At 69.6% G+C, this 20,077-nt stretch carries 13 protein-coding genes and 1 pseudogene; 3 read left to right on the plus strand and 11 right to left on the minus strand.

Translation table 11 applies throughout. The annotated features are described in order from the left end of the window. From DY245_RS02655 to DY245_RS02670, 4 genes and pseudogenes are all read right to left on the minus strand, one after another. A pseudogene (locus DY245_RS02655) lies at positions 1-606 on the minus strand (FUSC family protein); the annotation flags it as partial. A gap of 308 nt (positions 607-914) precedes the next feature. After that, the gene (locus tag DY245_RS02660) at positions 915-2,603 is read right to left on the minus strand and encodes a BCCT family transporter (RefSeq protein ID WP_128503035.1); all 1,689 of its coding nucleotides are present in this window, start codon (positions 2,601-2,603) and stop codon (positions 915-917) included. A 78-nt stretch (positions 2,604-2,681) separates the two neighbouring features. After that, complete coding sequence (locus tag DY245_RS02665) at positions 2,682-4,064, minus strand: M14 family metallopeptidase (protein WP_128503037.1); 1,383 nt, start codon at positions 4,062-4,064, stop codon at positions 2,682-2,684. A gap of 88 nt (positions 4,065-4,152) precedes the next feature. Beyond that, positions 4,153-6,117: a Xaa-Pro dipeptidyl-peptidase gene (locus DY245_RS02670; protein ID WP_244942793.1), complete on the minus strand. Its 1,965-nt coding sequence runs from the start codon at positions 6,115-6,117 to the stop codon at positions 4,153-4,155. Positions 6,118-6,334: 217 nt separating this feature from the next. Between DY245_RS02670 and DY245_RS02675 the strand changes: the two genes are divergently transcribed. Then, positions 6,335-7,822 (plus strand): M1 family metallopeptidase, encoded by a 1,488-nt coding sequence (locus tag DY245_RS02675; RefSeq protein ID WP_128503039.1) that lies wholly within the window; start codon positions 6,335-6,337, stop codon positions 7,820-7,822. A gap of 156 nt (positions 7,823-7,978) precedes the next feature. Here DY245_RS02675 and DY245_RS02680 read toward each other — a convergent pair whose 3' ends face one another. Further along, on the minus strand, positions 7,979-8,842 hold the full coding sequence (locus DY245_RS02680) for an oxygenase MpaB family protein (protein ID WP_425329337.1): 864 nt from the start codon (positions 8,840-8,842) through the stop codon (positions 7,979-7,981). 604 nt (positions 8,843-9,446) lie between these two features. Here DY245_RS02680 and sph point away from each other — a divergent pair. After that, positions 9,447-10,382, plus strand: a complete 936-nt coding sequence (gene sph, locus DY245_RS02690) for a sphingomyelin phosphodiesterase (RefSeq protein WP_128503149.1) — start codon at positions 9,447-9,449, stop codon at positions 10,380-10,382. Positions 10,383-10,405: 23 nt separating this feature from the next. Here the strand turns inward: sph and DY245_RS02695 are convergent, their stop codons facing one another. The 3 genes from DY245_RS02695 to DY245_RS02705 all read right to left on the minus strand — a co-directional run bounded on the left by DY245_RS02695 (position 10,406) and on the right by DY245_RS02705 (position 14,500). Continuing rightward, positions 10,406-10,888 (minus strand): macro domain-containing protein, encoded by a 483-nt coding sequence (locus DY245_RS02695; RefSeq protein ID WP_128503043.1) that lies wholly within the window; start codon positions 10,886-10,888, stop codon positions 10,406-10,408. 207 nt (positions 10,889-11,095) lie between these two features. Further along, entirely contained in the window at positions 11,096-12,556 is a 1,461-nt protein-coding gene (locus tag DY245_RS02700) for an amino acid permease (protein WP_128503046.1), read from the minus strand. A 114-nt stretch (positions 12,557-12,670) separates the two neighbouring features. After that, positions 12,671-14,500, minus strand: a complete 1,830-nt coding sequence (locus DY245_RS02705; protein ID WP_128503048.1) for an AMP-dependent synthetase/ligase — start codon at positions 14,498-14,500, stop codon at positions 12,671-12,673. A gap of 128 nt (positions 14,501-14,628) precedes the next feature. Here DY245_RS02705 and DY245_RS02710 point away from each other — a divergent pair, with 128 nt between their 5' ends. Then, positions 14,629-15,378 (plus strand): MerR family transcriptional regulator, encoded by a 750-nt coding sequence (locus tag DY245_RS02710; protein ID WP_128503050.1) that lies wholly within the window; start codon positions 14,629-14,631, stop codon positions 15,376-15,378. A 36-nt stretch (positions 15,379-15,414) separates the two neighbouring features. Here the strand turns inward: DY245_RS02710 and DY245_RS02715 are convergent, their stop codons facing one another. From DY245_RS02715 to DY245_RS02725, 3 genes are all read right to left on the minus strand, one after another. Beyond that, positions 15,415-17,595, minus strand: a complete 2,181-nt coding sequence (locus tag DY245_RS02715) for a 3-hydroxyacyl-CoA dehydrogenase NAD-binding domain-containing protein (protein ID WP_128503052.1) — start codon at positions 17,593-17,595, stop codon at positions 15,415-15,417. A gap of 34 nt (positions 17,596-17,629) precedes the next feature. Next, positions 17,630-18,844 carry an acetyl-CoA C-acetyltransferase gene (locus DY245_RS02720; RefSeq protein WP_128503055.1) on the minus strand — a complete coding sequence of 405 codons (1,215 nt, stop codon included), beginning with the start codon at positions 18,842-18,844 and terminating at the stop codon, positions 17,630-17,632. A 65-nt stretch (positions 18,845-18,909) separates the two neighbouring features. Further along, positions 18,910-20,052, minus strand: a complete 1,143-nt coding sequence (locus DY245_RS02725; RefSeq protein ID WP_128503152.1) for an acyl-CoA dehydrogenase family protein — start codon at positions 20,050-20,052, stop codon at positions 18,910-18,912. Between the last annotated feature and the right edge of the window lie 25 nt (positions 20,053-20,077).

Genomic DNA, 20,077 nt, shown 5'->3' on the forward strand with positions numbered 1-20,077 from the left:
CGCGCCGCCGGCCGCGCCCAGGGCGTCGGCGAGCGCGTCGAAGACCGTGGCGACCGCCGCCCGCTCGCCGCTGAGCGCGCCGCCCGCGGGACGGGGCGAGCGCAGTACGAGGCGCAGCAGAAGCAGCCACAGGCAGCCGGCGAGGACGTACAGCGCCTTCGCCCAGGGCGCCCCGGGCAGCGGCATCCCGGCGCCCAGGATGGTGGTGGCCAGCATCTGCATCCCGGCGTTGGAGCGCACCGGCCCGGCCACGCTGCCCGCGCCGGAGACGAAGCCGACGGCGAAAAGCGCCGGCACCAGCCACCAGCCCGCGCCGGCCGCCTGCAACGAGGCACCGATCAGCATGCCGAGCGCCGAGGCGAGGGCGGGCAGGCCGATGTGCACGATGCCGGTGCGGCGGGTGCCCGGGCGGTCGTTGACGCCGGCCAGCATCGAGCCGAGACCGGCCAGCACTCCGGGCGCCGGGTGGCCGGTCGCGATGCCCGCGCCGAGCAGCGGCCCCGCGCACAGCGCACCGCGGGCGACGGCGGCCCAGGGCACGGGCAGCCGCTGCCAGCGGAAGGGGTGCGCCAGCCAGGCGGGCACGGCGCGCTGCGCGCGGAGCATGGGTCTCCTCAGACGACGGCGTACGGACGGCGGCAAGCGAATCCGAGGGGCGACATCGGCCGACGGTGCTGGTACCAGCCTAAGGTCCGGGTTTGTCCGCACCACTGCCGGAGGGTTACCGCAAGATCTCGAACGGGCGGCGGGGAGCACTGCCGTCACCCCCGTCCCCGCGGTCAGCGGCCGGGCATGACGAACAACACAGGTGACGTATTGCGTGGTCGGCGGTGGCGTGATCGGTCCGACGTCGGCGATCGCGCTGACGAAGCCCCGTGGAGGGCCGCTGACTTCGGCCCTCCACGGAGGTCCCGCTAGCTGTCGCCCTCGCCACCGGCAGTGCCGCTGCCGCCGCCGTTGCCGTTACCGACGGGCCCGATCCGGAACTCGAAATCACCGTCGTACTGCTCATGACCGGCGATCACCGCCAGCTCGACGGCTTGCTCGCCCTTCTGGCCGCGCACGATCAGCGGATCGCTGCGCAGATCCCGCATCAGCGCCCAGCACATGGCGATCATCACGAGCAGGAAGGGCACCGCGACCAGGATCGTCAGATTCTGCAGTCCGGTCAGGGCATCGCCCGAGCCGCCGCCGATCAGCAGCATGATCGCGGCGACCGCGCCGGTCACCACGCCCCAGAAGATCACCACGAGCCGGCTCGGCTCGAAGGTGCCCTTCTGCGACAGGGTGCCCATGACGATGGACGCGGCATCGGCTCCGGAGACGAAGAAGATGCCGACCAGGATCATGACGAGGATGCTCATGACCGTGGCGAGCGGATACTGGTGCAGTACGTCGAAGAGCTGGCCCTCGGGGGTACTCGACCCGCTGAGCTGCTTGGAGTCCTGCAGCTTCATCGCCGAGCCGCCGAACACGGCGAACCACAGCAGGCTGACCACGCTCGGCACGAGAATGACGCCGCCGATGAACTGCCGGATCGTCCGCCCGCGGCTGATCCGGGCGATGAACATCCCCACGAAGGGCGTCCAGGAGATCCACCACGCCCAGTAGAAGACCGTCCAGCTGCGCAGCCAACTGTCCACATCGGCGCCGCTGCTGGCCTCCGTACGGCCGGCCAGCTGCGGCAGTTCGCCGATGAACGAGCCGAGGGAGGTCGGCAGCAGGTTGAGGATGAGGATGGTCGGGCCGACCACGAACACAAAGACCGCCAGGATCAGCGCCAGCACCATATTGATGTTGGACAGCATCTGGACGCCCTTGGCGATCCCGGAGACCGCGGACAGGATGAACGCGACGGTCAGCACGGTGATGATGACGACCAGCAGGCTGGTGCTGACGCTGTCCATCCAGCCGAGCACCTTGATGCCGCTGCCGATCTGCAGCGCGCCGAGCCCCAGCGAGGCCGCGGAGCCGAAGAGGGTGGCGAAGATGGCCAGGATGTCGATGACCTGACCGCCCCAGCCGTTCGCCCGCCGGGTGCCGATCAGTGGGGTGAACACCGCGCTAATCGTCTGCCGCCTCCCCCGCCGGAAGCAGCTGTACGCGATGGCCAGGCCCACGACGGCGTAGATGGCCCATGGGTGCAGCGTCCAGTGGAACAGCGTGGTGGCCATCGCCGTGTCCATCGCCTGGGCGGCGTCCTTGGGATCGGTGCCCGGCGGCGGGTTGGTGAAGTGTCCCAGTGGCTCGCTGACGCCGTAGAACATCAGGCCGATGCCCATGCCCGCGCTGAACATCATCGCGATCCAGGACACGGTGCGGAATTCGGGCTCCTCGCCCTCCTTGCCGAGCGTGATCCGGCCGTACTTGCTGATGGCCAGCCAGATCGCGAAGATCACAAATCCGGAGGCGGAGAGCACAAAGGCCCAACCGCCGTTGTCGATCACCCAGTTCAGCATCGAGGTCGATACGTTCTTGAGCGATTCGGTGGAGGTGGCTCCCCAGGCGATGAAGGCGAGGGTGAGCAGCGCGGTCACTCCGAAGACCACGCGGTCGGTCTGTGGTGGTCCGGTCCGCTGCGGGTCATCGGGGAGATCCGTCATGGATGACGTGCCACCCCCGTCTCCGGCCGCTTTGACTGTGTCCGGCACGCGTCAACCTTTCGATGGGCCATATTTTCCCTACCCGTTACCCCCTACCACGCGAGGGCAGACGTCCATGGGCGTCGCGACCGTAAGGTGATATCCGGCCCGTTGGTCCAGCAGCAGCGGGACGAGCCGGCGCAGCGGCTGGCGCAGCGGTACGACCGCGCCGCCCTCCGCCCGCTTCCAGCGCACGCCGTGCAGCGCCAGTTGGTCCTTGACCTCGGCGAACTGCGCCGCGTCCAGGCGGTAGGCGCAGGGCGGGTCGGACAGGATCTGTGCGTCGGTGGGAGGTTCGTTGTCCGCGCCGCCGAGGTAGACCGGGCCGTGGTCGGCGTATCCGGCGAGCCGGGCGGCTGTGGTGGCCGCCTCGATGCGCGGGCGGTGCCGGTCGAAGAAGGTGAACGCACCCTTCAGCGCGGCCAGTTGGGAGTCCACCCGGCGCCGGTTGTTGAGCGCGGGATCCGCCTTCTCTGCATCGGCGAGCGCAGCGAGATGGGGGTCCCCCCAGCCGGAGGCTGGGGGAGCGTCGACCCGGGTCTCGACGAGCAGTCCGACCGAACCCTTCACACCCGCCGTGTTGCGCAGAATCCGCTCCTGGCCGTCGCCCGCCACCTGCTTGACGGGCGCACCGGTGTCCGGGTCGGTCCAGATGCCGTAGACGCCGGTGGTGAATCCGGCCTGGTGGACGGCGGGTTCGACGAAGTCCTCGGAGAGCGCACCGGCTTCACGGTGCACCGCGTGCGAGGTGTTGAGGTTGCGGGGCCACAGCGACAGCAGGTCCTTCATGTAGTACGGGACCGTGGGGCCGTATTCGTGCAGGTCGTAGATGGTGTCGGGGCGGTAGTCGCGGATGACCGCGGCCATCGCGCGGGCCTCGGCGGTCTTGAGGGCGATGTGGTCCCGGTTGATGTCGGCGCCGTCGGAGTTGCCGCGGGTGTCCGCGGCCCGGCCGTCGGGGTTGGCGGTCGGTACGACCAGGACGCTGGTGCGCTCCAGGAAGCGCCGGGTCGCCCGGTCCCTGGCGTAGGCGAGATCGCGGACCGTGGTCAGACACGCCTCGCGCCCGGAGGGCTCGTCGCCGTGCTGTGAGCAGATCAGCAGGACGGAGTTGCCGCGGCGTACGTCCGCGGGGCGCTCGGGGGCCGGGGCGCCGATGCGTACGAGCTGCACCGGGCGGTCCTGCCGGGTGGTGCCGATCCGGTCGATCCGTACGCGCGGCGAGGCGTGATCGACGGCGGCGAGGAACTCCTGCTCCTCGGACTGGCTGGTCCAGCGGGCACCGTTGCTGGTCTCGAACCCCGTACGGGGTGTGCGGGCTCCGGTGGCGCGGGCGGGCGAGGCCGGCAGGGTCGCACCGAGTGTGGCCGTCAGGCCGAGGGCCAGCGCACCCAGGACGAGGCGGCGGGAGCGGAGTATCACGAGGAGGTGCCTCCCTTGGTCGAGCGGTGGGGGTAGGGATGACGTGGGGGTCGGGCGGGGCCGCCCATGGTGGGGCGGCCCCGGGCGGTCAACTCGCGTCCGGCATCCGGCTGATCGAACGCGGCGGGACGATCCCGTCGAGCGGCGCCGCACCGTCCGCATACCGCGGCGCACCGGCGGTCGCGCGTGCGAAGGCCGGTGCGCCACCGGTCAGCGGCAGCTCGGCGGAGGTGCGGGACAGATCGAGAGTGAGCTTCGGCCGGGAAGCGGGCGGGTCGATCAGGCCGGCGTCGGTCCCGGCCACGATGAGCGCGAGACGGTGTCCGGCGGGCACGATGTGATCGCTCGCGGCCAGGTCGAGGGTGAGGGTGTAGGGCTTGCCGGGGGTGAGCGGACGGCCCTTGTGGGGATCGGCGTAGTTGCCGAGGTCGGCCCAGCCGCGGCTGAAGACCGTGTGCGCCACCTTCTGGGTGTCGGCGGCGGTCTCCTTGAAGCAGCCGGTGTCGCCCTTGGTGCCGGCGCCCCAGCAGGTGCGCCGGTCGAGTGTGGTGATGCCCTCGCCGTCGGCCGCGTAGTTGCGGATGGTGTCGGGGCCGAGGTCCACCAGGACGGCGGAGAGGTGGGCGGTGGAGGTGCTCGGGGTCACGGTCACGGTCACCTTGCCGGAGCCGGACAGCCGCAGCGGCGCGCGCAGCGGCCCGGTGCTGAACCCGGCCTTGGCGGGTGTCGATTCATCGATATGGGACGCCCAGTCGGCCTCGCTCAGCCGCGGGTCGTCGGTGAAGGTCTCGGTGGCGCCCTGCGGCGCCTTCGCGGTGCCGAGGACGCCGACGCCGGGCGCGGTGCCGGCGCGCGGCCGCAGGGTGGTGGCCGCGGTGCCGGGCGCGGGCCACTGCGGGTCGGTGGACCAGGTGCCGGGGGCGCGCTCGATATCGGCCATCGGCGCGCGCTCGATGCCGTTGTCGTAGCCCATCAAATAGTGGTCGAACCAGTGGTGCAGGGTCTTGACCCAGTCTGCGCGGCGGTAGTCGAAGGGGTCGACATGCCCGGTCTGGGAGAGCCAGATCTTGCGCTCGACGCCGTGCCGGGCGAGCGCGTCCCACCACTGACCGGCGTGCCGGGTGCGGACGTTGAGGTCCTGCATGCCGTGCACGAGAAGGACGCTGGCCCGGACCTTGCCCGCGTTGCGGACGTAGTCCCGTTCGGTCCACAGATCGGTCCAGTCGCCACTGCGCGGCGCACCGTCGGCGAGCTTCTGCTGGACGGCGGCGCAACGTTTTTGCGCGTCGGGGCTGTCGACCATGTCCGCGAGGGAGTCGGGGCCGGAGCCGTAGAGCGGGGCGCCCTTGGCGAAGTAGTAGTCGTACCAGGAGGAGATGCCGGCGATCGGGACGATGGTCTTCAGCCCCTTGACGCCGGTGGCGGCGACGCCGTTGGCGATGGTGGCGTCCCAGCTCTTGCCGATCATGCCGGTGCTGCCGTTGGACCAGCCGGCCGCGACGGGTTTGCCTCCGGTACGCGCCGTATAGGCGCGGCCTCTGCCGCCCAGCCAGTCGACGACGGCCTTGGCCGACCGGATGTCGGAGCGGCCGCCGACGTCCACACAGCCGTCCGAGCGGTTGGTACCCGCCAGGTCGACGAGGACCGTCGCATAGCCGCGCGGCACGAAGTAGTTGTCGTAGAAGAGCGGGAACTGGACCGGCCGGCCGTGGTCGTCGTAGGTCTTCTTCTGACTCTCGTTGCCGCGTCCGCAGCAGGAGTAGTACGGACTGGCGTCCATGATCACAGGTATCCGGCGACCCTGCTGGGCGGGTTCGGAGGGCCGCACAATGTCGACGGCGACGCGGTCGGTCTTTCCGTCCGCGTCGCCGTCGAGCCGTGTGTCCACCCAGACCGATTCGCGTATCGCGCGGTCGTAGGAGTAGACGGGTCTGCTCTCACCGGGCGCCGCCTGCGCGGCGGCCGGCCCGATCAGGGCGGACAGCAGGGCGACGACGGCCGCCAGCGCGAGCGCTGTGAAGGGGATGCGGGGGATCCGCGCAGGATTGGTCACGGGCGGACGGTAGCGCGGCTCAACTGCCGTGCGTAAGGGTGCGGGTGACGGCGGGAGTGCGCGCGGTGGCGTAAGGGAGGGACGGTGACCGGACAGCCACTGGGGCAGATGGTGGTTCATGTCGGTCATGTGTCAGATCAGGCCATGTACATGACGCTGGCCCGGCGAAGTACATAGGGTCTGAACAGAGCCATCCCCCCTACGAGTTGGAGGACTCGTGCGTCACAGACTCCTCGTCCCGGGCGCGGCCGCGCTCAGTCTGCTGCTGGCGATCCCGGCTTCCGCGGCCGACTTCACACCCGGCGCTCCGGGCGTGGGCGACACCTACTACCCCGAGAGCGGAAACGGCGGATACGACGTTTCCCACTACGACCTGCGACTCAAGTACCAGCCGAAGACGGACCTGTTGGAGGGCACGGCGACCCTGCTGGCCAAGACCACCCAGGACCTCTCCCGCTTCAACCTGGACTTCGGCCTCAAGGTCAGCGAGATCCGGATCAACGGCAAGAAGGCCACCTTCGCCACGTCCGGCAAGCATGAGCTGGAGGTCACCCCGGCCACCCCGCTGGAGAAGGGCAAGCAGATCAGCGTCGTCGTGCGCTATGCGGGCAAGCCCTCCGAGCTGAAGATCGACGGCTACAGCGCCTGGGCCCGTACGCCCGACGGCGGCGTGGTGGCGCAGGAGCCGGACTCCGCCGTGTGGTGGTTCCCGAGCAATGACCACCCCACCGACAAGGCGACGTACGACATTTCGGTGGCGGTCCCGGACGGCACCCAGGCGCTCAGCAACGGCGTACTGGCCTCGCAGTCCTCCAAGCTCGGCTGGACGCGCTACAACTGGCGCTCGGACAAGCCGCAGGCGACGTATTTGACGACGCTGGCCGTCGGCAAGTTCGACATCACCACCGACACCACCGCGAACGGCCTGCCGGTGATCAACGCCGTCAGCCCGGACCTCGGCGCGAACGAGGGATCGGCGCGGGCGAGCATCGAGCGCACCACCGAGGTCACCGAGTGGCTGGAGAGCGTCTTCGGCCCCTACCCGTTCAACGCGGTCGGCGGCTATGTCCCCAACGTGCCGGCCCGCTACGCGCTGGAGACCCAGACCCGCCCGTTCTACGGCAAGAAGGCCTTCGACCGCGGTACGAACGTCTCGGTCGTGGTGCACGAGCTGGCGCACCAGTGGTACGGCGACAGCGTCTCACTCAAGGACTGGAAGGACATCTGGGTCAACGAGGGCTTCGCCGCCTACAGCCAGTGGCTGTGGTCGGAGAAGGAGGGCGAGGGCACCGCTCAGGAGCTGGCGGACTATGTCTACGCCCAGCACCCGGCCGATGACCCGTTCTGGACGGTCAAGCCGGGCAACCCGGGCGCGGAGAACCAGTTCGACGGCGCGGTCTACGACCGTGGCGCGCTGGCCCTCCAGGCGCTCCGCAACAAGGTCGGCGACAAGGTCTTCTTCGGCCTCCTCAAGTCCTGGCCGACGGAGAACAAGTACGGCAATGCCTCGGTGGCCGACTTCGTGAAGTTCGCCGAGAAGAAGTCCGGCAAGCCGCTGGCCGACTTCTTCGACACCTGGCTGTTCCAGCCGTCCAAGCCGGCGGCGGGCGCGGTCAAGCGGACGCTCGGCGCACCGCACGCGCCGGTCGCACAGCCCAAGTCGTGGAAGCAGATCGCGGCGACGCACGACGTGCACGGGCACTGATCCGCTGCACGGGCGCTGATGTGGACCGATCTGGTGCTCAGCCACTGATCTGGACTGATCTGGTGCACAGTCGCTGATCCGCTGCACGGGCGCTGGTCCGGCCGGAGTCGGGGTGATCCCCCGGCTCCGGCCGGATCCGTCTCCGCCCCGCCCCGATTACCCGCGCGCCGCCCGTCGGGCCCGGCGCGCGATCGGCATGAAGCGCAGCCGTTCCGGAAGTACTGGCACCACGGCGCGTACGACCTTCCCGAACCTGCGCAGCCGGCGCTCCTGTGCGTCCGTCCACTCCAGGCCGATAGCCTGCCGGGCGTCCGGCGGCATCAGCCCGATGGTGAGGAAGCGCCGGAAACGGACGAACCGCGGGCCCAGCCAGGGCCAGGTAAGCCGGAGGAGCAAACGCAGCCAGCGCGGCCCGCGGTCCGGGACCGGCACCGGCCGGTCCGTCGCGATCAACTCCCGTACCACCACGGTCGCTTCGAGCTCATTGTCGAGGACCTTGTGGTAGTACGGCCAGAACTCCTCGATGGTCTGTGGCATATCGCGGTCACGGATGCCGAGGATCCGGCCGACCTGGAGCCACTCCGCGTACAGCGCTCGCTCCTGCGCCTCGGTGAAGGGGCGGCCCAGGTACTGCTGCGCGTACCGGAAGACGGGGTAGCCGGTCGCGTGCACCCAGGCGTAATAGGCGGGGGTGAGCGCGTGGTACTTGCGGCCGTGGGCGTCGGTGCCCTGGATGGTCTTGTGCAGCCGCCGCAGCCGGCGCCCCTCCTCGGCCGCGCCTTCGCCCCCGTACACCCACAGCTGTAGCGAGACCAGCGACCGCTCGCCGCGCCCCCAGGGGTCCGTACGGAACACGGAGTGGTCGTCCACGCCGGCGCCCACCGCCGGGTGCGCGACCTGCATGGTCAGCGCGGGCGGCAGGGTGAGCAGCATCCGGATGTCCCCGACCATCGACCAGAGGACACCTCCGACGGGTGGGGGCTTTGGGTCATTATTCACCGTAATCATGTCATTAATCATGATACGGCGGCTCCCAGCGGCCGGCGGAAGCGGGGGTCCATGCCGGGCCGGCGCGTGTTCCGGTACGCCATGAACATCGCAGGGCGATCCGCAGCGGCGGCAGCACCAGAGCCACCAGACAGCGCGCCGACCGGGCGAACGGCCACCAGCCCCTCGGACACCCACCTCGGGAAGCCACCACACCGGTGGTCTCTGCGGGCGCCTCGGCTCGCCCAGCACATCCCGTACGGACCGGTTCAACTCCAGCCGGTCCTGGACCACGGCATCGTAGTAGACGCAGAACAAAGCCCGGTTGGGCGGCAGATGATGGGCGGCACGGCTACGGCTACGGCTACGCGACCGAGTACGGCAGGGAGCGCCAACTCCGCACGGCCGCGCTCTCCACCGTCCACGGCGGCACCGGCGGCGCCGGCGGCACCCCACACGACATCATCGGCAAGGCCTTCGCTCTCTGAATCCGATGTGACCCGTACATCTCCTGCCTCCCGGGAGGTTACCTAGAAGTAACCCCAGCTGGTTGGATAAGCGCCGCCGGACCAAGTCCCCACCCCCACAGGGAGATTCAGTGTCGCTCTCCACGCTGCGCACAGCCCGTGCCGCCGCGATGGCCACGGCCCTCGCCGCTGTCACCGTGGCCGCCGCTTCCCCCACCGCGTCGGCCGCCACCACCCCCCATCTGAAGGTGCTCAGCTACAACGTCTTCCTCATGAGCAAGAACCTGTATCCCAACTGGGGCCAGGACCACCGTGCGCAGGCGATCGCGGCCGCGGACTTCTTCCAGGGCAATGACGTCGTCGTGCTCCAGGAAGCGTTCGACAACTCCTCCTCCGACGCGCTGAAGTCGCAGGCCGCCGCGCAGTACCCGCACCAGACTCCGGTGATGGGCCGCAGCAAGAGCGGCTGGGACGCCACCGGCGGCGCCTACTCGGCCGTCACCCCGGAGGACGGCGGGGTGACACTGCTGAGCAAGTGGCCGGTCCTGCGCAAGGAGCAGTACATCTACAAGGACGCCTGCGGTGCGGACTCCCTCTCCAACAAGGGCTTCGTCTATGCGGTGTTGGACGTCAACGGCACCAAGGTGCATGTGGTCGGCACCCACACCCAGTCCACCGACTCGGGCTGCAAGGCGGGCGAGGCGGCCGCGGACCGCGCCAAGCAGCTCAAGGAGATGGACGCCTTCCTGGACGCCAAGAACATCCCGGCGGACGAGGAGGTCATGGTCGCCGGCGACCTGAACGTCGACTCACACAGCGCCGAGTACAACGCACTGCTCAGCAACGGCGACCTGGCCCCCGCCGACAGCCGCACGGGGCACCCGTACTCCTTCGACACCCAGGACAACTCCATCGCGAAGTACCGCTACCCGGACGACCCCCGCGAGGACCTGGACTATGTCCTGCATCGCAACGGCCATGCCCGGCCCGCCGGCTGGCAGAACGAGGTGATCAAGGAGGAGTCGGCGCCCTGGACGGTCTCCAGCTGGGGCAAGGACTACACCTACACCAACCTCTCCGATCACTATCCGCTGATCGGCGGCTGAACCGCGGCCGGCGGGCGCAGACCTCACCGGTCGTAGACCGTCACCGGTATGCCGTGCCGGGTGAGCCGCTCGGTTATCAGCGGCTCCACCCGGGACCACTTGCCGCCCGCCAGCCCACAGCCGATGCGTGGCATATGGACCGACGCCCCGAGCTCCGCAGCCCTGGCCGCCACCCGGCCGAGCCCGGCATCGATGGCCTCGTACCGCACCGGGACGCCCTTGCTGCCCGTACCCATCCCCCGCTGCCCGACGACATTGGCCACCCAGAGCCGCTCGCCGACCTGGACGAACTGGGCCGCGCCCAGCCCGAAGTCGTTCCGCGCCCGCTCGCGGTGCCACCGGCGATAGGCGGCCTCCGGCTCCGGCCAGCGGCGGGAGAGCGCAAGCACAAAGCCCTTGCCCCAGCCGCCCAGGTCGTTGCAGATGTGCGCGATCACCTTGACGCCCTTGCCCTGCGGCGCGGTGGCGTCCCCCTTGACGTAGGAGATCCCCGTGTTCTCGGTCATGAATCCACGGTAAGGGCGACCACTGACAATCGGCCGGGCCGGCGGATCCGGACCGGCGGCGGATCCGGACCGGCGGGCCGCCGGGACAGTCAGGACCCCCAGGACCGCCGGACCGCCAGGACTGCCGCACACGCGAAAGGGCGGCCGCGGAAGCCTTCCGGCCTCCGCGACCGCCCCTGATTCGTCAGGCGCCCGCTACGTGCGTGGCTACTTCGACAGCTCGCGTTCCTTGGCGATCCGGGCCACCCGGCCGCGGACCGCGAACCAGCCGCCGACCAGCGCAACGGCGATGACCGGGATGATCATCACGGTCTGCCGTCCGACACCGTCGTCGAACCACATCAGGACGATGACGCCGAGCAGGAAGGCGATGGTGGCGATATCGGTGATCGGCGTGCCGGGGAGCCGGAAGCGCGGACGCTCCACCAGGCCCTCCTTGGACCGACGCACAAACACCATGTGGCAGACCATGATCGTGCACCAGGTGCTGATGATGCCCAGCGCCGCGATGTTCAGCACGATCTCGAACGCCTCGCCCGGCATGACGTAGTTGAGGCCGACACCCAGCACACACACCGCCGAGGTGAGCATGATGCCGCCGTACGGCACCTGGTTGCGGTTCATCAGGCCGGCGAACTTGGGCGCGGAGCCCGCCATCGACATGGAGCGCAGGATGCGGCCGGTGGAGTAGAGGCCGGAGTTCAGGCTGGACATCGCCGCGGTCAGCACGACGAGGTTCATCACATCGCCCGCCGCCGGCACACCGACGTTGGACAGCACCGTCACGAAGGGGCTCTCGCCGCCGACGTACTTGTTCCACGGCAGCAGCATCGCGAGCAGGATCACCGAGCCGACGTAGAAGACGCCCACCCGCCACATGATGGAGTTGACGGCCTTCGGCACGACCTTCTCCGGCTCGTCGGTCTCGCCGGCGGTCACACCGACCAGCTCCACCGCGGAGTAGGCGAAGACCACGCCTTGGAGCACGATCACCACAGGCAGCAGGCCGGTCGGGAAGAGACCGCCATGGTCGGTGAGCAGATTCAGCCCTGGTGTGTGCCCGGCGACCGGGTGCTGGGTGGCCAGCAGGAAGATGCCGATGAACATGAAGACGACCAGCGCGGCGACCTTGATGATCGCGAACCAGAACTCCAGCTCACCGAAGATCTTCACCGAGATCAGGTTCACCGTCAGCACGACCGCCAGGGCGATCAGCGCCATCACCCACTGCGGGATGTCGGTGAACAGGCTCCAGTAGTGGGTGTAGAGGGCGATCGCGGTGATGTCGGCGATACCGGTCGTCGACCAGTTGACGACGTACATCCAGCCGGCGACGTAGGCGCCCTTCTCCCCCAGGAACTCACGGGCGTAGGAGACGAACGAACCGGACGACGGGCGGTGCAGCACCAGCTCGCCGAGGGCCCGGACGACGAAGAAGGCAAAGAGGCCGCAGACCGCGTAGGCGATGGCCAGCGCGGGTCCGGCGGAGTGCAGTCGGCCGCCGGCGCCCAGGAAAAGGCCGGTTCCGATCGCTCCACCGATGGCGATCATGTTGACGTGCCGGCCCTTGAGGCCCTTGCTGTAGCCCGCGTCGCCCGCATCCTGCTGCGCGCCGCTCCCCCCGTCAGGTGACTTGTGGGCTGTCTCGGTGACGGTTTCTGTGCTCACTGCTGGTGTATCTCGCTTTCGGGCAGGCGCTTAGCGATGGCCGGATTCCGCGGATCGCGCGGACGACCGACGGCACACCTTCCCCGAAGAGTGCTCCCCCGTCTGTGGGCAAGATCACAGCGTGTATAGGCCATCCAAGATTTGTCCGTATTTGTCATGAATTACCCGGCGCCGCATTTTCAAGGACGGCGTCAGTTCGCCCGATTCCGGACCCCATTCCTCGCCCAGAACCGAAAACTTCTTGACCTGTTCAGTCCGATTGAGGCGCAGATTGGCCGCCGCGACGGCCCGCTCGATCTCCGCCCGTACCTCCGGCTGCCCGGCCAGCTCCGGCAGAGTGCCCTCGATGCCGTGCCGCGCCGCCCAGGCCGGGGCCAGCTCCGCGTCCAGGACCAGCAGCGCGACGAGATACGACCGGCCGTCGCCGTGCACCAGCGCCTGCCCGATGAGCGGATGCCCCTTGAGCGTGTTCTCGACCAGCGCCGGCGAGACGTTCTTGCCGGTCGAGGTCACGATCATTTCCTTCTTGCGGTCGGTCAGCCAGAGGAAGCCGTCCTCGTCGACGCGGCCGAGGTCACCCGTCGCGAACCAGCCGTCGGCGTCGGTCGCCGGCTCCACCGACCCGTCGGCCCGCAGATACCCCTCGCACACGGTCCGGCCCCGGACCTCGATCTCCCCGTCCGCGGCCGTCCGCACCTCCACACTGCCGATCGGGCGGCCGACCGAGCCCAGCCGGAAGGCACCGGGACCGTTCGTCGTGGTCACCCCCACCGTCTCGGTCAGCCCCCAGGCATCCATGATCACGATGCCCAGACCGGCCCAGAACCGCACCACATCGGGCGGCATCGGCGCAGCGGCGCTCGCCGCCCACACCAGCCGGTCGAATCCGGCCGGCGCCAGCAGCGGATCGAGCACCTCGGCCTTGGCCCCGGCGTACGCGTCCGCCAGTTCCTCGGACGGGCGCTCCCCGCGCTCCTGGCACGCGACATACGCGCGGGCGCACTCACCCGCCGCCTCGACGGCCGTCCGCCGCTCCTCGGGGAGCAGCGCCAGCGCGGCCCGTACCGACGCCGCCAGCTTCTCCCAGACCCGCGGTACGCCGAAGAACTCCGCCGGATGCAGCTCGCGCGCGCTCTCCGCGACAGCAGCGGGATCCGCGCAGAGATAGACGTGCGAGGCGCGGAAGACCGGCAGATAGATGCCCAGCATCCGCTCGGCGATATGCGCGAAGGGGAGGTAGCAGAGGTGCTCGACATGGTCGGGCAGCTCCACCACGGCATCCAGTGCCAGCGCGTTGAGCAGCACATTGCGATGGCTGACCACGACGCCCTTGGGGTCGCCGGTGGTGCCGGAGGTGTACACGACGGTCAGCGTGTCGGCCGCGTCCGCCTGCCGCCAGGTCTCCTCGAAGGCCTCGGGGTCGTACAGCTCGGCGCCCCGCCCGGCCAGTGCCGCATACGTCTCCTGTGTGCCCGTCTCACCGGCGTCATCCGCCTCGACGATCACCAGCTTCTCCAGCCGGGCCGCGGCATCGTCGAGCAGCGGCGCCCAGCGCCCGAGCTCGCGTACGCCCTCCACTACGGCGAAGCGGGCCCTGCTGTGCCGGACGATATGGGCGATCTGTTCGGGCGCGGCGGTCCCGTACACGGTCACCGGGACCGCGCCGAGGTGTACCAGGGCGAGGTCGCTGAGCCAGTGCTCGGGGCGATTGCCCATCATGAGGAGAACGATCTCGCCGCGCCGTACGCCGAGCGAGCGGTATCCGGCGGCCAGTTCCGCGACCCGGCGGCGGGCCTCGGCCCAGGTGAGCGTGCACCAGCCGGATGTCTCGGGGGCGCGCCAGGAGAGCGCGGGCAGCTCTCCGTGGTCCTCGGCGTTGCGTAACAACAGGGCGGGGAGGGTGAGTTCGTCCGGTGCTCCGGGCAGACGCAGGATCGTGGTCAACGCGGCCTCCTGGTGATGTGGGCCGCCGGCTGCGGACCGGACGGGGGGGGAGTCCCTGCGCGGTTCTGCACGATCGCGCAGGATTCAGAAGGTTTCACAAGAGTGGTGAGACAGCAATACTGTTGAACATGATGGAGTCCGCCACCGATCTGACCGTCGACGAACTGGCCGCCCGCGCCGGCGTCACGGTCCGCACGATCCGCTTCTACAGCACCCGCGGCCTGCTGCCGCCGCCGGAGATCGGTCCGCGCCGGGTCGGCCGCTATGGACCGGACCATCTCTCGCGGCTCGCGCTCATCGAGGAGCTCCAGCACCAGGGCCTGACGCTGTCCGCGATCGAACGCTATCTGGCGCAGCTGCCGCCCGATCTGAGCGCCCAGGATCTGGCCATCCACCGTGCGCTGGTGGCGAGTTGGATCCCGGACAAGGCGGAGGACGCGACCCGGGAGCAGCTGGAGCGCCGGGTCGGCCGGGAGCTGACCGAGGAGGACCTGGACCGGCTGGCGGCCATGAGCGTGCTCGTACGGACCGATGACCCGAGGGTCTTCCGGGTCGACCCGGGGCTGCTGCATCTGGGTGCCCGGCTGCTGGACGTCCCGATCGCGCTGGAGACCATCCTGGCGGCGCGCACCGTCGTCATCGAGCACACCCGCTCGGCGGCCCGCGAGCTGAGCCGGCTCTTCAAGGACGAGGTATGGGAGCCGTACCGGGAAGGCGGGCCGGACGAGGAGGAGATGGCGCGGATGAAGTCGCTCTCGGCCCATATGCAGCCGATGGTGGTGCAGGCACTGGTCACCGCCTTCCAGCGGTCGATGAAGCAGGAGCTGCGGGAGTCGTTCGGCAAGGAAGAGCGGAAAGAAGCCGGGAGCGAGGGGTGACGGGGGCGGGCCGCGGCGGCCCGCCCCCGTGCCCGGTCAGTCGCTGAACTTCTCGCCCTTCTCGGCCTTTTCGACCAGCAGCGCGGACGGCGCGAACCGGTCGCCGTAGGCCGCCTGCAGCTCGCGGGCGCGGGCCACGAATCCGGGCAGGCCCCCTTCATAGCCGTTGATGTACTGGATCACGCCGCCGGTCCAGCCCGGGAAGCCGATGCCGAAGATGGAGCCGATGTTGGCGTCGGCGACGGAGGTGAGCACGCCCTCCTCGAAACAGCGGACGGTGTCCAGCGCCTCGGAGAAGAGCATCCGCTCCTGCATGTCGAGGAACGGGATGCCGGCTCCTTCCTTGCCGAAGTGCTCGCGCAGCCCCGGCCACAGACCGGCGCGCTTGCCGTCCTCGCCGTACGCGTAGAAGCCGGCGCCGCCGCTGCGGCCGGGGCGGCCGAACTCGTCGACCATCCGGTCGATGACCGTGTCCGCGGGGTGCGGCTGCCAGGTGCCGCCGGCCTCCTCGACCGCCCGCCTGCTCTCCTCGCGGATCTTGCGCGGCAGGGTGAGGGTCAGCTCGTCCATCAGGGACAGCACCTTGGCCGGGTAGCCGGCCTGGGCCGCGGCCTGCTCGACGGAGGCGGGGTCGAGGCCCTCGCCGATCATCGCCACACCTTCGTTGATGAAGTGGCCGATGACGCGGGAGGTGAAGAAGCCGCGCGAGTCATTGACGACGATCGGGGTCTTCTTGATCTGACGGACCAGGTCGAAGGCGCGGGCCAGCGCCTCGTCGCCGGTCCGGCCGCCCTTGATGATCTCCACCAGCGGCATCTTGTCGACCGGCGAGAAGAAGTGCAGTCCGATGAAGTCCTGGTCGCGCTCGACGCCCTCGGCCAGCAGGGTGATGGGCAGGGTGGAGGTGTTGGAGCACAGCAGCGCGTCCGGCGCGACGATGTGCTGGATCTCCTTGAACACCTTGTGCTTGAGGGCGACGTCCTCGAAGACCGCCTCGATGACGGCGTCACAGCCCGCGAGGTCGGCCGGCTCGGCGGTGGGTGTGATGCGGGCCAGCAGCTCATCGCGCTGCTGCTCGGTCGTACGGCCCCGGGAGAGCGCCTTGGCGAGCAGCCCCTCGGAATACGCCTTGCCCTTCTGCGCCGCGTCCAGGGTGACGTCCTTGAGGACGACCTGCATCCCGGCCTTGGCGCAGGAGTAGGCGATGCCCGCGCCCATCATGCCGGCGCCGAGGACCGCGACCTTCTCGACCTTGCGGGGCTGGATGCCCTTGGGGCGGTTGGCGCCGGAGTTGACGGCCTGCAGGTCGAAGAAGAACGCCTGGATCATGTTCTTGGAGATCTGGCCGGTCACCAGCTCGACGAAGTAGCGCGCCTCGATGGTCTGCGCGGTCTCGAAGTCGACCTGGGAGCCCTCGACGGCCGCGGCGAGGATGTTGCGCGGCGCCGGGTACGGGGCGCCGTTCAGCTGCTTCTTGAGGTTGGCGGGGAACGCCGGGAGGTTGGCCGCGAACTTCGGCTGGGCGGGGGTGCCGCCGGGGATGCGGTAGCCCTTGACGTCCCAGGGCTGCTGGGACTCGGGGTGCTCGTCGACGAAGGCACGGGCCTTGGCGAGCAGCTCCTCGGGGGTGGCCGCGACCTCGTGGATCAGCCCGGCGTCCTTGGCCCGGCCGGCGTTGTACTGGGTGCCCTGGAGCAGCACCTTCAGCAGTGCGTCGGCGATGCCGAGCAGCCGGACCGTACGGGTGACGCCGCCGCCGGCCGGGAGCAGACCGAGGGTGACCTCGGGCAGGCCGATCTTGGTTCCGGGGGTGTCGAGGGCGATGCGGTGGTGGCAGGCCAGCGCGATCTCGTATCCACCGCCCAGCGCCGCGCCGTTGATCGCGGCGACGACCGGCTTGCCGAGCGTCTCGATACGGCGCAGATCGCGCTTGATGCCGTTGCCCGCCTCGAAGGCCTGCTGGGCCTGGGCGGGGGTGACGGCGATCAGGTCGCGCAGGTCGCCGCCGGCGAAGAAGGTCTTCTTGGCGGAGGTGAAGATGATGCCGCGGATGCTGTCCTTCTCGGCCTCCAGGCGGTCGGCGACCGCGGTCAGGGAGGCCTTGAAGGCGTTGTTCATGGTGTTGGCGGACTGGTCGGGGTCGTCCAGGACCAGGGTGACGATGCCGGTCTCGTCCTGTTCCCAGCGGATGGTCGACGACGCAGGGGACTCGCTCACTGTGGCTTCTCCGTAAGGGGGATGGGACGGGCGGTCAGAGACGCTCGATGACGGTGGCGATGCCCATACCGCCGCCGACGCAGAGGGTGGCCAGGCCGTAGCGCTTGTCCTGCCGCTCCAGCTCGTCGATGAGCGTGCCGAGGATCATTGCGCCGGTGGCGCCGAGGGGGTGGCCCAGGGCGATGGCGCCGCCGTTGACGTTGACCTTGTCCAGGCTGAGCCCCATGTCCTTGACGAAGCGCAGGACGACGGCGGCGAAGGCCTCGTTGATCTCGACGAGGTCGATGTCGTCGATGGTCAGTCCGGCCTTGGCCAGGGCCTTGCGGCTGGCCGGCGCGGGGCCGGTGAGCATGATCGTCGGCTCGGAGCCGGAGACCGCTGCGGAGAGGATGCGGGCCCGCGGGGTGAGGCCGTAGCGCTCGCCGACCTCCTTGGAGCCGATGGCGACGAGCGCCGCGCCGTCCACGATTCCGGAGGAGTTGCCGGCGTGGTGGACATGGTCGATCTTCTCGACCCAGTGGTACTTCTGCAGGGCGACCGCGTCGAAGCCGCCGGCGTCACCGATGGTGGCGAAGGAGGGCTTGAGGCCGGCCAGGGAGTCGGCGGTGGTGCCGGGGCGCATGTGTTCGTCGTGGTCGAGGACGACCAGTCCGTTGCGGTCGCGCACCGGGACGACCGAGCGCTCGAAGCGGCCGTCCTTCCAGGCCTCGGCGGCGCGCTCCTGGGAGAGCGCGGCGAATTCGTCGACATCACGGCGGGTGTAACCCTCGATGGTGGCGATGAGGTCGGCGCCGATGCCCTGGGGGACGAAGCCGGTGTCGAAGTTGGTCATCGGGTCGGCGAACCAGGCGCCGCCGTCGGAGGCCATCGGGACCCGCGACATGGATTCGACGCCGCCCGCCAGGACCAGGTCCTCCCAGCCCGAGCGCACCTTGGCGGCGGCCATGTTGACGGCTTCGAGACCGGAGGCACAGAAGCGGTTCTCCTGTACGCCGGCGACGGTGTCGGGCAGCCCGGCGGCGATCGCCGCGATCCGGGCGATGTCGGAGCCCTGGTCGCCGACCGGTCCGACGACGCCGAGCACGATGTCGTCGATGGCGGCCGGGTCGAGGCCGGGGAAGCGGCGGCGTACTTCGTGGATCAGGCCGACGACCAGGTCGATCGGCTTGGTGCCGTGCAGTGCGCCATTGGCCTTGCCGCGGCCGCGCGGGGTGCGGATCGCGTCGTATACGTACGCTTCGGTACTCAAGTCAACAAGCCTTTCGCATGAGGGTGGAGGCAGGGCAGCGGGTGGGGACCGGGGCCGGTCCGGGGTCAGCCGAGCAGGGAGCGTCCGATGATCTCCTTCATGATCTCGGTGGTCCCTCCGTAGATCGTCTGGATACGGCCGTCGGTGAAGGCCTTTGCCACGCGGTATTCCGTCATATAGCCGTAGCCGCCGTGGAGTTGCAGACAGCGGTCGGCGACCCGCTTTTGCAGTTCGGTGGCCCACCACTTGGCCATCGAGGCGTGCACCGCGTCCAGCTCTCCGGCGGAGTGGTCGGCGATACACCGGTCGAGAAAGGCGCGGGTCACGGCGCATTCGGTGGCCATCTCGGCTATCTCGAAGCGGACGTGCTGGAGCTTGGCCAGCGGCCGCCCGAACGCCTCGCGCTCCTTGACGTACTGGCTGGTGATCTCCAGCAGATGTTCGGCGGCGGCGATCCCGGACATGGCGATGCTCATCCGCTCCTGCGCGAGATGGGTCATCAGATGGATGAACGCGCCGTTCAGCTCGCCGAGCAGATTCTCCTTGGGGACGCGTACGTCGTGGAAGAACAGCTCGGCGGTGTCCTGGGACTTCTGGCCGATCTTGTCGAGGTTGCGCCCGCGCTCGAAGCCCGCCATACCGCGCTCGACCACCAGCAGGCTCAGCCCGTGTGCCCCGCCCTCCGGCGTCGTCTTGGCCACGACGATGACCAGGTCCGCGAGGATGCCGTTGGAGATGAACGTCTTGGAACCGTTGAGGATCCAGTGGTCCCCGGCGTCCTCGGCGCTGGTGCGGATGCCCTGCAGATCGGAGCCGGCACCGGGCTCGGTCATGGCGATGGCGGTGATGATCTCGCCGCTGCAGAAGCCGGGCAGCCAGCGCCGCTTTTGCTCATCGGTGCCGAGGGTCGTCAGATACGGGCCGATGATGTCGTTGTGCAGGCCGACGGCGAGCCCGGCGGCGCCGGCCCGGGTGAACTCCTCGGCCAGCACGGCGCTGTAACGGAAATCGCTCTGCCCGCCCCCGCCGTACTCCTCGGGCACGGCCGGCCCCAGCAGCCCCTGTCTGCCGGCCGCCCGCCAGGCGTCCCGGCTGACGATGCCGTCCTTCTCCCACTGCTCGTAGTGCGGCGTCACCTCCTTGGCGAGGAAGGTGCGTACGGTCTCCCGGAAGGCGTCGTGGTCCTCGGTGAAGATCTGGCGCTGCATCTGCGCGGTCATCGCTGCGGGCCCT

The organism is Streptomyces inhibens (genome assembly GCF_003389455.1).
Taxonomy (GTDB): domain Bacteria; phylum Actinomycetota; class Actinomycetes; order Streptomycetales; family Streptomycetaceae; genus Streptomyces; species Streptomyces inhibens.